The 12,991-nt window shown below is 50.6% G+C and carries 9 protein-coding genes and 2 tRNA genes; 5 read left to right on the top strand and 6 right to left on the bottom strand.

What is annotated here, in order from left to right; all coding sequences use genetic code 11:
• Positions 1–91 precede the first annotated feature (91 nt).
• A complete protein-coding gene (locus KIS30_04835) occupies positions 92–1,990 on the top strand; it encodes a S9 family peptidase (GenBank protein ID MBX8646065.1) in 1,899 nt (632 codons plus the stop codon).
• Positions 1,991–2,273: 283 nt separating this feature from the next.
• Here the strand turns inward: KIS30_04835 and KIS30_04830 are convergent, their stop codons facing one another.
• The 5 genes from KIS30_04830 to KIS30_04810 all read right to left on the bottom strand — a co-directional run bounded on the left by KIS30_04830 (position 2,274) and on the right by KIS30_04810 (position 8,286).
• Positions 2,274–4,964, bottom strand: coding sequence for an AAA family ATPase (locus tag KIS30_04830; GenBank protein MBX8646064.1), 2,691 nt, complete (start codon positions 4,962–4,964; stop codon positions 2,274–2,276).
• The gene (locus KIS30_04825) at positions 4,961–6,052 is read right to left on the bottom strand and encodes a DNA repair exonuclease (GenBank protein ID MBX8646063.1); all 1,092 of its coding nucleotides are present in this window, start codon (positions 6,050–6,052) and stop codon (positions 4,961–4,963) included. Before KIS30_04825 ends, KIS30_04830 begins: the two co-directional genes overlap by 4 nt.
• Before the next feature lie 558 nt (positions 6,053–6,610).
• Positions 6,611–7,576 carry a hypothetical protein gene (locus tag KIS30_04820; protein ID MBX8646062.1) on the bottom strand — a complete coding sequence of 322 codons (966 nt, stop codon included), beginning with the start codon at positions 7,574–7,576 and terminating at the stop codon, positions 6,611–6,613.
• Between the two features lie 177 nt (positions 7,577–7,753).
• A tRNA-Arg gene (locus KIS30_04815) sits at positions 7,754–7,828 on the bottom strand.
• 86 nt (positions 7,829–7,914) lie between these two features.
• The gene (locus tag KIS30_04810) at positions 7,915–8,286 is read right to left on the bottom strand and encodes a VOC family protein (GenBank protein ID MBX8646061.1); all 372 of its coding nucleotides are present in this window, start codon (positions 8,284–8,286) and stop codon (positions 7,915–7,917) included.
• Positions 8,287–8,620: 334 nt separating this feature from the next.
• Between KIS30_04810 and KIS30_04805 the strand changes: the two genes are divergently transcribed.
• The 4 genes from KIS30_04805 (at position 8,621) to KIS30_04790 (ending at position 12,044) form a co-directional block, all read left to right on the top strand.
• The gene (locus tag KIS30_04805; protein ID MBX8646060.1) at positions 8,621–8,815 is read left to right on the top strand and encodes a hypothetical protein; all 195 of its coding nucleotides are present in this window, start codon (positions 8,621–8,623) and stop codon (positions 8,813–8,815) included.
• A 279-nt stretch (positions 8,816–9,094) separates the two neighbouring features.
• Positions 9,095–11,155, top strand: a complete 2,061-nt coding sequence (acs, locus tag KIS30_04800) for an acetate--CoA ligase (protein ID MBX8646059.1) — start codon at positions 9,095–9,097, stop codon at positions 11,153–11,155.
• 145 nt (positions 11,156–11,300) lie between these two features.
• A tRNA-Val gene (locus KIS30_04795) sits at positions 11,301–11,389 on the top strand.
• Between the two features lie 136 nt (positions 11,390–11,525).
• A complete protein-coding gene (locus KIS30_04790; protein MBX8646058.1) occupies positions 11,526–12,044 on the top strand; it encodes a DNA ligase in 519 nt (172 codons plus the stop codon).
• 62 nt (positions 12,045–12,106) lie between these two features.
• On the opposite strand, the gene KIS30_04785 is transcribed toward KIS30_04790, so the two are convergent.
• On the bottom strand, positions 12,107–12,982 hold the full coding sequence (locus tag KIS30_04785; GenBank protein MBX8646057.1) for a hypothetical protein: 876 nt from the start codon (positions 12,980–12,982) through the stop codon (positions 12,107–12,109).
• Positions 12,983–12,991 lie beyond the last annotated feature (9 nt).

Raw genomic sequence — 12,991 nt, 5'->3', positions numbered from 1 at the left:
TCTGGTTTAAAGATATTGCAGACGAAATTGAAGGAGTTGGCTGCATCCGTGTCGCGAAAACAATATTTGATGACATGCGTTGTCTCTCAGCATGAAGCGTTTGAAACCGGACGACTTTTTCAGGCTCAAGTTTCTTTCCGACCTTAATGTGTCGGCAGAAAAGGCAGCATTTGTTGTAACCAGACCAGACAGGAAGAAAGACGACTACAGAAGCGAAATATGGATGTATGACGGCAGATTGAAAAAATTTACCGCGGGTCCCAAGGACAGGTGCCCGCGATGGTCTAACGATGGAGATCATCTGGCCTTCGTTTCTGAAAGGGGAAATGAAAAGGAAAACGGTATTTTCACAATCAGCACGTCCGGAGGGGAGGCCGAACAGATTTGTGCGTTCAAGGGAAAGGTAACAGGCATTTCATGGTCGTATGATGACAAAGCAATCGTATTCATTGGCACAACTGAAGGATCGGCGGAAAAGAAAAGCGATGTGAAGGTCATACGCAGATTCCCGTTCTACTTTAACGGAAAGGGGTTCCTTGACGGGAGAGAGACACACCTTTACAGCGTGTCGTTAAGCGGAAGAATAGAACAGCTTACCAGGGGACAGATGACCGTTAACCAGTTCGCCGTGTCGCCTAAAGGCAAACACATAGCGTTTACTGCAAGAAAGGAAGAGTGGGACGTTTACACTTCAGATCTGTTCGTCTGCGACACACACGGAAAACACGTAAGGAGTGTTACAGGGACCCCTGCAGGATACGGCGCGCCGTCATTTTCCCCTGACGGCGCGCGAATAGCGTTCTCATACAGGGCACCCGGAAAATCAATTTTTCAGCACAGCAGGATTGCTGTGGTGAAAACATCAGGAGGGGAACCGGAGGAACTGGTGTCGGCTGACAGGAATCCCGGCAACTCCATAAATTCAGACAGCAGAGTAGCAGGTGAGCTCACGATTCGCTGGTCGGACGACGGCAGGAGACTGGCGTACACATGCACAGATGGTGAAAAATGCGGCGTTTACACCACCGACATTGACGCTGGCCGGTATGCAAGGACCTTTGACGTTCCGGGGAGCATAGAGGCATTTGACACATACAGGGACGGTTATGCATTCATAGCCCAGGACGCATCGAGACCGGCAGAACTGTATACCGTATCATCGGAGAGAGTGGTGAGGAGGAGCAATTTCAACAGGTACTTTTCCTCCATGAAACTGAAGAAACCGGAGCATCACAGGATCACTGCCTCAGACGGGGCGAAGATAGACGCATGGCTTCTCTCATACTCAAATGCAGGCAGCATTCCTGGAATACTGGAAATTCATGGCGGACCCAAAACTGCCTACGGCGATGCCTTCATGTTCGAATTCCAGCTTCTGGCCAGCTGCGGTTATGCCGTGTTCTATGCCAATCCAAGGGGGAGCGACGGTTACTCGGATGACTTCTCCGGCATGGTGCGACAGCACTTCGGGGAGGGAGATTACGGAGACATAATGGCCTGTACCGACCACGTTCTCAGCAAGGCGAAGAACATTGACGGCAAAAGGCTTGGCGTTACCGGAGGTTCGTATGGCGGGTTCATGACCAACTGGATTGTGGGCCACACAGACAGATTCAAAGCGGCTGTGACGCAGAGGTCGATAAGCAACCAGCTGTCGTTCTTTGGAACGTCGGACATTGGTCCGTGGTTCAATGGCGACCAGATAGGCGGCACACCGTGGGAAAATCTGGAAACGTACTGGTCCAAGTCACCGCTTAAATTTGCAGCAGACGTACATACGCCCCTCCTGATCATACATTCAGAAGAGGATTACAGATGCCCCGTAGAGCAGGCATATCAGTTCTATTCGGCTCTTAAATATTTCAACAGGGAGGTTGAGATGAGACTGTTCCCCGGGGAAAACCATGAACTTTCAAGAAGCGGGAAGCCACAGCACAGAGTCGAAAGGCTGGCTGCCATAATGGAGTGGTTTGACGGTCATCTCAAGTAGGAACAGGACCGGCGGGAACGGCCATTGCATGATGCGCTGCGGCAGCGTCTGCAATTTCTTCGGGTGACCGTAGCTTTTGGTCAATTGACTGTATGCAATCACTCGACTGTCCTCCGGATGAAATTATTACGGTCAATAAGCGCTAATGATAATAATTTGTTGCCCAGCGTTGACGCAAGCCTGAAAAAGATACGGACAGCATACTTTTGTCTGATGCAATCTGCCGGCTCCTGACCCCAGTCTCGGCAGCAGAGAGGTTTTTACGCGGCATGCCGGAATCCGATTACTGGCCGCCTGCCGGCACGCGGATAATTTTCGCATCGAGAGAAGCATACGGCGTATCGTTGCATGTTGCAATAACAATCTGGCAGTGTTTGGCGGCGTTCTCGAGAATTTCCGAAAGGCGCTTCATCCTGACAGTGTCGGCATTGACAAGTCTGTCGTCAATTACCACCAGATTTCTGTTCTCGCCGCTTACAACCACACCTATAGCAAGACGTAGCAGCACGATCACCTGTTCCTGCATACCGTAACTGAGACTGTTGACAGGCAATTCTGAATTGTACGCTGACAGTGAAACGGATGAAGGCTTGAGTGCATCGTCGAGTCCGAGCGAGCTGTAACCGCCGTCCGTGAGAAACGATATCCACGGATTCACAATCCTCCCTATTGGGGCTGAAAGCGCCTGCGTTCTGCGCCGCTCATAACCATCTGCAAGGTTCTTGAGCAATCGGACTGCCTCGGCGCGTCTCTGCAGCACCTGCTGCCTGCTTTTTGCCTCTTCCAGTTTGGTTTCAACCGCCTCAGTGCGCTCGTAACTATTGTCGTTCACGGCCTCGTCGATCAATGCAGACTTAACATTGATCTCGTTTTCGATCCGGTTTATCTGCTCTCGCAGTTTTTCTACACGTGATTCGAGCTCACCATACATCTTTCTGGGCCTGATCACATTTTCCTCGTAGCCTGCAAGCAGATTCCCAAGCTCCCTGCTCTTTTCGGAGAACCTCAGCTCTGCTTCCGAGACCAGCCTGGAGAGATTATCGGCAGTGCCGTAAATCTTCAAAATTGCTTCAATTTCGCTCTCATTTTTCTGTCTCTCTGCCGTGAGTTCCGACAGCCTGCTTGTGAGTGATATCAGCTTGCTCTGACTTTCCTCGAATCGTCTTCTCTCCTTCTTCTCGGCAGCCTGCTTAACGGCGATTTCGGAAATCAGTGTGTCCTTCTCCCTTTGCTTCTGCCGTATCATCTCCCTTATCAGCGTACCTTTTCTTTCCTCGGGCTGAAGCGGATAATGCGATGCGGTGAGTCTTTCCTCATCGATACCCCTGATTACTCTTGCGAGTTCCACATCTGCGTCGGGATATGAGCTCCTTAATTCTTCAAGACTGCTTTGCGCATTTTCAATGCTCTTTTCCATTTCTCTTCCTTTCTCATGCAGAGACAGGAGTTCCTCACGGCTGCTCGCGCCGAATTTCAGCAGAAGTTCGTTCAGCTTATTCTGAAGATCTTCTGACTGCCTGCTGAGTTCTCTGAGTTCCTGTGCGTCGCTCCGTATTACAATAGTGCCAAGCCCCTGCACCCTGAATTCTGTTGGTTCCGTGACCAGAAATTCGTTGCTCTTCAGATTTTTCGCAGGAGGAACTGTTGCGATATTCTTCTCTCTGGACTGCCACCTGAAGATGACACGTATTGCGCTTGCCTGAATCTTGGAGTCGACGGAAAGGATCTCCTCGTGGAGCTTATTGAGTTTCGATACTTCCTGGCCAGAAGGGAACACGAGATTTGATTGCTCATTTTCCAGATGCTCGAGTTCCGCTGTCTTCACGCGCACCTTATTGATGTGATTCTCAAGCTGCTCCTTCTGCTTTTCGAGTGCTCTGAGATTCTTTGCGGCTTGCAGTGCATTGAGTTCCTGCTCGACTTTTTTCAGCGAGGGCAGAAGCTCGTTCTGAACGAGAAACTCATTACGTTCAGACGATTCGTGTGCTGTCTCCATCTCGCTCCGCAGCACAGAAAGTGATTTTTCGATTGAATTTATTTCATTGGTGGACTCATATATGTTCTTCTGGCAGTTCGAAACAAGCGACATATTTCTTCGCAGTTCGTCCAGATTCTGTCTGGAGTCGTCGATATCCCTTTCCAGCCTGCTTTTCGACTCTTCAATGGCTTCGGCGGCTTCAACTTTCACGGAAAGTGATTTCAGCTGAGCATCTGAGACTTCACGCTCCCTGCTCTTTTCGTTTTTGCGCAGCTGCAATTCTTCCATATCCTGACGGTGAGCCGCAATTTTTCTTTCAATGCGCTGAAGCGCAGTAAGTTCTTCCGTCAATCGCGCAACTGCTGCTCTGATTTCGTTCAGTTCGCTCTTCTGGTACTCCAGTCCGGTCGGCGTCCAGTACTTCCTGTATTCGGTTTCCAGATTTTTTATAAAATTCTCTTCAGCGTCGGATCTGATGGCAATACGCACCAGACCCTGAATGCCCTGTCTCACACTCTCATTCCAAGTGCCCTGAGGAATGGCGCCGTCCGATTGCAGATACCACAGTGCCTGAGCTATGCCACGGTTTTCCGCCCTTGCTGAGGTCCTGAGTGATGCTTCACCGCCAAGGACGCTTCTGACATTTGAATCTGCCTGATCGCCGGTATCGCTGAGTTCCCAGTGGCCGTTTCTGTCAATACACAGTTCGCTCAACGGATCCTGCAGAAAACGCTTGTGTATCCTGTACCTGGTGTTTAGAGCGCTGAAAACCATCCATGCTTCAGGGCCGAGAGAGCTTCCGACCGGCTGCATAGACTTGATTTCCTCCGTCCTGGAGGTGTGCCTGTCGAACAACAATCTGGTGAGCACTTCGAAAAGAGTGGATTTCCCTGCTTCGTTTCTGCCCACCAGCAGATTTATTCCGTTGTCGAACCTGAATGTGTGCGCTTCCCTGTATCCGCGCCAGTTGCAGACTGTTAATTCTTCTAGAATCAGTGTTTTCCCTCCATGTACAACCGTCTGAGGATGGCTTTGGCTTCTGAAAGCACAGAGCTTTCTGTATGCACCAGAGGCCCTTCCGGCATTTCCTGCTTGTTTCCGTCAATGAGGGACTGAAGAACGGCATCGATTTCCGACATAATGCCTTCGGGCAATTCGGATGAAATGTTTATCGGAGGTTCAACGGTTTCTCCCGGCCAGTCAAGGTGAAATGCGTTTTCGGCCAGTTCTTCCCGGAGCAATTTGACCGAATTAACGGCGTTTTGAGATATGCCGGGAGCAAGAGCGGTCCTGATTCGCAACAATTGCTCAGAGACAGCACCATTGCCGTATATCGATGAATGGAGCGCCATAATATCTGTTTCATCATTAATCGGCGTCGTAAATTCACGCCATCGGAGCCGTCCAACACGCTTCTTTGTCAGAACAGGCTCGCTCTGAGAACTGTCAATTTGCACGAGGACAACATTGCCTGGATCAATCTCGTCAAATCTTGTCTGTTCGGGTGTTCCGGAATAGACAGTTCTCCCGTGTCTGCTGAAACCATGCCAGTCTCCAAGGGCAAGGTAGTCCAGTCCCGAGCGATCCTGTCGGTCGGATGGTATCGGAAAATTGCCCGGATGGGGGATTACATCCAGTGTGCCATGGGCGACACCTATCCTGATGCACCCGTCATCGGCGGTTCTCTCCGGTATCCAGCCAGTCGGATCCGTTCTGCTCAATTTCTGTGCGACGGGACATGGAAAGAGCACCGCACTGTTCGCAACACGAATTTCCTTTGGCTCTGTAATCAGCCTGACGTGGCTCCCGGCCTCTTTCCACGAAAGCCTGTCCCAGATGCCTCCAGTGAGAAGCGGATCATGATTGCCGGGAAGCACAAAAACGTCTATTGGCGCAAACTTATTCAACACTTCAACCGTTGACCTTACTATACGATCGTCAACGTTGTGACTGTCGAACATATCACCGGCAATTAGGACAAAGTCAACCCTTTCCTCTTTTGCCAGGTCGACTATCAATGACGCTGCCTGATATCTCTTATGCCTAAGATCCCTTGATTTTTCTCCAATATGGGCAGTCTTCAACCCCATATGCCAGTCCGAGGTGTGAATGAATTTAACCGACATTGAATAACCGCCAACTGATGCTGTTCGTTTACATCGTTGAACTACAATCACAGGTTAAAAACATCTTGCCCTACCGACCCGATAACCAAGGCGGAGTGCTGAATCCTGATTTTCGCTGGGTGATCAGGGAGTATCGAAAAGACCAATGTTTTTAAAGGGCGGATGCACGGAATCCAGCATAATGAAGTCAAATATCTATTTCGGAATTTCCTCTATTAAAGGGCATGACATGACATAACTGACCTGACTCATGCAGAGTGAGCATCTTTATTGCGCCTCCTGAAATCACTGTCATGAAAAACCAGGTCAGAACCGCTCACGTTAAGTCATTGCAACCGGACCGGGAAACAGCGTCAGGATTCACGAGCGCAATGTACACGGCAGTCGGTATGCGTGCATTCCCCGGTAGACTCGAAGCACAACCTGCATCATTGGATATCCGGTATTGGCTGTAGCGATAGAAACTGTTGCAGGTACTTTAGCGGGATTACGCAACATGCTATTGCTGCTCCTGCGCTAGCTCGCATCATCAACGCGCTTCAATATTCGAAGAGCGATGAGAGTAATCCACTTGCTCGGCTTGCCGGGCACCTCCTGCTCAAGTGGCTTGACTTTTTTCACACTCAGGTTAATTTTCGTGCCCGGTCCCAGATCCGGATGCGCTCTGTCTAATGCCCATGTTCCATCAGCGCGGCGCTTGTCCTTGAGTATCTTGAGAGCAGGACCGAGGCGCTGGTCGTCTGCGAATCCAAGCTTGGTAATCATGTCGAGGCCAACCAGAATGTCATAGTAGATGTGATTCGGATAATGGAATCTGAGCCAGGGGGCATACTTTCTGCCTTCCTGAAAGAGTCTTCTTTCCAGATAGAACTCAGCTCCTCTCGTTATGGAACGCTCAATCCTGCCCGATCGTTTTGACTTCGGCATAGCCGCAAAGGCGGCCAGAGCCTCCCAGCTGTCCAGCGTCCCAGGCGTGCCCTGTGAACAGTTCCATCCTCCGTCGTCCCTCTGGTCTTCGATGAGCCAATCATAGAGCTTCTTCACACGGTAGTCGTCCCCGTAGCCGAAACGGGTCATCATGCGGGCGGTATTACCGACGTAGCACACCTCCTCATTGAAGATGTTGATCATGGTTCCCGGCTTGAGCTTGTACTCGAAGAAACAATCGGCGATCTTTCTGATTCGAGGGTCTCTGGAAGTGAGGCCCAGGTCCGAGAGAACGATGGCCCTCCACGTGGTGGCGACGTACTCCGGAACACGGAGAAAATTCAGCCATTCGAGTGCATTCGTCGGCCCGTGGGATTCCCAGAACCCTTTCGGTTTCTGGAGTTTCAGTATGTCCCGGGCCCATCCGATTCTCGGAATTCTGGAATAAGCGTCTCTCACTTCAGGATCGTCTTCTCTGCGCTCCAGCAGGTCTACCAGAGTGTGGTAGCGAACGGACGGCTGGTCTTCCTCGAGCAACCAGTTCATGAGTTTCATATACCGGCTGTCGTGCCTTGAATTGAAAGCCTGCGGCATGGTGGGGAGGAAACCTCAATGGTAAAATATTTCGCGGCTATTTAGGTACATGTTATCCCACCGAACTCATGGACAGTGTTTCGCATTCCATCTTTCCACCTGTCGCCGTTAAGCATTGAGTACAAATGTACATTGTTACGGGCCCGCCGGGATTCGAACCCGGGTCGCTGGTTCCGAAGACCAGCAGGATGATCCTGGCTACCCCACGGGCCCATAGCTGAAACCCCGACGATCATATAAAGAGTGCATCGGATTGCACGCAGGCAATCATCTCCACCGCGAAATAAGATGAAAAACATTCACTTCCTTTCTATAATTTCAATCCAGATGCCGTTAGGATCTTTTATGAAGGCAATCCTGCTCGTCCCCAGCACGTATGGCTCCTTTGCAATCTCGACACCCTCCTCCTTCATTCTGGCAATGAACTGATCCATGTTTTCGATGCTGAATGCTATGTGGTCCAGCTGATCGCCTTCCACATACTCGGTCTTGTCCTTCCACCACGTGAGTTCGATGTTGTGATTGCTCCCCTCAATGCTGAGAAATGCAATCTCAGCGTTATTCTGTTTTATCTCCCTCCTGCTTTCAAGCTTCATGCCAAGCTTGTCAGTGTAGAAGTTTATTGTTCTGTCCATGTCCTTCACATTAATCGACGTGTGCAGCATCTTCATGATTCCACCCCGCTTCCTATACCTTCGTCTTCAAGCGGTACAGGAGCGCCAAGTCGTTCAACCATATTACATGCGTCCATTAATAATGCTCCGTACGCTGATGAGTGTATGCATCCCTGACCACAGGCAGTTTATGACGTTGCTTCATTTGAACAAGGCTTCCAGTTAAGCATTCAACCACATTGCCTGCGGTGCCTTCAGTTAGACGTTCCTGAGCATTTTCAGTTTCAAACACTTGTCAAGCATAATGTCATAGGTTGAGTCTGCCCCTACTGCCAAATGTATCCTCCTGACAAATGGCAGTGCGTGCGGTAGGGAAGGTGCCTGGCGTTCGATGAATTCGGATGCGCTCCAGGCATTCTTGCGGGACAGACAGTATCTTCCCAATAGTTACAGAATAAAGGCTCGAGGAAGACTGCATCATGCCAGCATCGAGGAACAGTATCTTTATCCGCGAGTCAACGCCACGGTCGCCTCCAAAGCCGTCGATCTTGGAATCGCAACAAAGAAACTCCATGAAACGAATTGAGCGAGAGTGCGGAAAAAATAATCGTCAAGAGCAGGGAAGTGTTCGCATCATTAAGACGCAGCGGTTTCATCGAAAGATGACGCGTCTGTGTGCTGTGCATTTGCGCACGCCGTGCGCTTACGCGGCAAACTGCTTATTTCCGCTTTTGCTCTTATGGCGCTTATGTCCAGGATACCAGAACCGGCCCGGAGACGACGGCAAAGAATATAGTCAGATGAACAATTCGCCTCAAGAGTACAACGATAGAATCCTTTGGCGGCATAATGAAGGAGGCCGAATATGGCGAATGGAGAAGCACGAGCAACTAAAGAAGCCGGAGAAGAATTGTCAGAGGCGGAAATAGCCGTACACTGGAAGGAAGAACAACACTACTATCCGCAGCCTAAATTCATCGGTCAGGCTAACCTGTCCGATCCGGGCATCAACGAACGTTTCAGCGAGAAGAATTTTCCCGAATGTTTCAGGGAATATGCCGAAATGTTGAGCTGGGACAGATACTGGCACACAACACTCGATACAAGCAACCCTCCTTTCTGGAAGTGGTTTGTTGGCGGGAAGCTGAATGCCTGCTTTAACTGTGTTGACAGGCACCTGGAAAATCACAGGAACAAGGCTGCATTTATCTTTGTTCCGGAACCGGAGAACGAGCCCGTTGTCGCCCTTACATATCAGGAATTGTTTGTAAAAGTTAACGAGTTTGCTGCACTGCTCCGTGACTTTGCAGGCCTGAAAGCAGGTGACAGAGTAACACTTCATCTGCCGATGACGCCGGAGCTGCCGATTACAATGCTTGCATGCGCGAGACTCGGCATCATACATTCCGAAGTTTTTGGCGGTTTCAGCGGAGAAGCGTGCGGCGCACGCATCGTGGATTCGGGAAGCAGCGTGCTGATTACGATTGACGGCTACTACAGGAACGGCAAGCTCCTGGACCACAAGACAAATGCAGACAGAGCTGTCGCTTCAGCAGTCGAGGGCGGACAAAAAGTGGAGAAGGTCCTCATCTGGAAACGCCTTGAAGGCAAATCGGTGTCTGAAACGCCGCTTGTCGAGGGAAGAGATTACATAATCAATGACCTGCTGAAGAGCTTCTCAGGCGCAAGGGTTGCGCCTGTTTCCATGCCTGCGGAAGCCACCCTTTTCCTGATGTATACCAGCGGTACAACCGGAAAGCCCAAAGGCATTCAGCACAGCACGGGCGGATATCTGGCCTATGTGACAGGTACTTCGAAATATATACAGGACATTCACCCGGAGGATGTATACTGGTGCTTTGCCGATATCGGCTGGATCACAGGCCACTCGTACATCGTCTACGGTCCACTTGCGCTTGCTGCCACATCGGTGATATACGAAGGTGTTCCCACTTACCCTGATGCTGGCAGACCGTGGCGCATCGCTGAAAGACTCTCTGTGAACATATTCCACACTTCACCGACGACCATTAGGATGCTTAGAAAATCCGGCCCGGATGAGCCGTCAAAATACAACTTCCATTTCAAAACGATGACTACTGTGGGCGAACCCATCGAGCCTGAGGTATGGAAGTGGTTTTATCACACTGTCGGGAAAGAGGAGGCGGCTATCACTGACACCTGGTGGCAGACAGAGAATGGCGGATTTCTCTGCAGCACTAAGCCGGCGCTTGACAGAATGAAACCTGGAAGCACAGGACCCCCGATGCCCGGCATTTATCCGGTAATTTATGACGAGGATGGAAATGAAATACCCAAAGGCTCTGGTAGAGCGGGAAACATATGCATCAGAAATCCTTGGCCTGGCGAGATGCTCACCATATGGAACGACCATGACAGGTATGTGAAGACGTATTATCAGAAATACTGCAGAAACACTAGCAGCAAAGACTGGAGGGATTGGCCATATTATGCAGGTGACGGAGCGCTGCAGGGAGAGGACGGATACATCAGAATACTCGGAAGGGTTGATGATGTGATAAATGTGGCAGGTCATCGTCTTGGAACCAAAGAACTGGAGTCAGCATGCCTCACCGTCGCGGCGGTGGCGGAGGCAGCGGTCGTGCCCGTTGCTGACGAACTCAGGGGACGTGTGCCGGTTGTATTTGTTTCGCTGAAGCCCGGTTTCAAGCCTGGCGAGGCCATACAGGCGGAAGTTTCACATGCGATTGAAAGCGTCATCGGCAAGATCGCCAGACCGAGGGAGGTGGTTATTGTTCCGGATATGCCCAAGACACGTTCTGGCAAGATCATGAGGAGAGTGCTGGCTTCTCTATCCAACCGGTTGCCGGTAGGCGATATTTCGACGCTTGCGAATCCCGATGTTGTCGAACAGATTCAAAAGATAATGCAGAAAGCCGGCTGATGTAAACCAGCCGGCATGTTTCGGAGACATGCCATTCTTCAGTCAACATCATCATGAGAACGAGGACGAATTCCAAATGCAGGATGCAGCACCACCATATTCAATAGAAAAAAGATTAAACCGGGCTTTGTTAGTGTCGTGCCAAGGGCTGGTGGTCTAGTGGTTATGACGTCGCGCTTACAACCTTCCCGGTATGAAACGCGGAGGTCGGCGGTTCAATTCCGCCTCAGCCCATTTTGGCCGTTGCATTTTAGCCCCGCGCTGTTGAGTTTCAACAGCCTGCAAAAGGCTATCAATCGATTCAGACCTTGCCCATCCTGGACACGATCAGGGAAGTGAGGCAGACACGGAGATACACAACCTGGCCTTTGTGGTGCATAAACACAGAGCTACATCACTTCACTACGATTTCAGGCTGGAAATAGGTGGAGTCATGCCTTCGTGGTCCATCCCGAAAGGTCCGACTCTGGATAGCGGAGTAAAGCGTCTTGCAATGCCTACGGGCGATCATGAACTCGCATACAGAACATTCGAAGGAGTGTTAACCGGAGGTTCGCCTGGAACCGGGGCAGTGATGATATGGGATGACGGAACGTACGTTCCTGAGATGGAGGTAAGCAGGGGCACGAGGAAAGAAGTAACCGATCCGGAGCTTGCAGACGAAGTTGCCAGCAAGAGTCTAGGGGAAGGAAACCTGAAATTCCGCTTGTACGGGAAGAAGCTGCAGGGCTCGTTTGCACTAGTCCGCACCGCTGGCATTCGTGGAAAGGAGTCCTGGCTGCTGATCAAACACCGCGATGAATACTGTAAAACAGGATATAACGCAAATGACTATGATTTCTCGTCCTTCAGCGGCCTGTCGCTTTCGCAGATAACCGCACGCGGATAATCCTCCAGGCTGGAATTCTGTGAGGCAACAATTGTCGTGACTGCAATTGCACTGCGGCTGTATCATCGCTTCTGTTTCAATTGTGCCACTGGACTCAAATCCGGACCTTGTTGTTGAACTGCCTGTCCCGACCAAAGCTTCTCAAACAGCTTCATCATTCTTGAAATGTAATGCCTGTCGCTGACCCAGAAGCCTATCTGCTGATCAGAATTAACGTACTTTCTTGTCAGATCCACGTCAAGAAACACGAACATTTCGGTGCCGTCGGCTGAAATGAAGTTGGGATACACCGATATATCGTGATACCGCCTCAGAATGTCCGCGTTTGAGTCCAGTGAGTGCAGACTCTCGGCATAACCCTCAAGCAAGGGATCGGTTATGATGCGTATCCGTGGCGTGTGAGGTGAGTTTGAATCTTTTGTTCCCAGCACAGACTCGATACGATGCATGTTGTTGCCGTCCACAAGCATCGCGACATCCCTCATCGCGCCCGAAACCATTCTGGTTATCGTGTTCAAAATCGGTCCCGTGCCTCCGATGAACCGCAGCTTGAATGATGAGTACTCGGCATTCATCGCCTGAGTCCTCTTGAGTTTTTCACCAAACAGGCGGATGATGCCCGCAGCTTCCCTGCGCAGGTCGATCAGCTGGTGTTCATACTCGTTGAGTATGCTTGAAACACATGTTTCCAGAGGCACCGCTTCATACCCGACGGGAGATACTGAAACCTGACTTACCATGCCTGCCGACTCGAGTTTCTTGAGTATGCCATATAGTTTTGTTCTGTTGATGCCGCAGCTGCGCGAAAGCGCGGAAACTGAAGAGTTGCCGTAAAGAAGCAGGCAGATGTAACACGCGGATTCCTCCTCGCTGAGGCGACCCTTGCCCAGAAAGGCTATGAGCTCCTGATAAATTTCAAGAAAATGCGCGTATTTCATCGTTGCCAA

It is taken from the genome of Candidatus Sysuiplasma acidicola, assembly GCA_019721035.1.
Taxonomy (GTDB): Archaea; Thermoplasmatota; Thermoplasmata; order Sysuiplasmatales; family Sysuiplasmataceae; genus Sysuiplasma; species Sysuiplasma acidicola.
The sequence above is the reverse complement of the archived record's forward strand: the minus strand, read 5'-3'. Positions and strand labels throughout refer to the sequence as shown.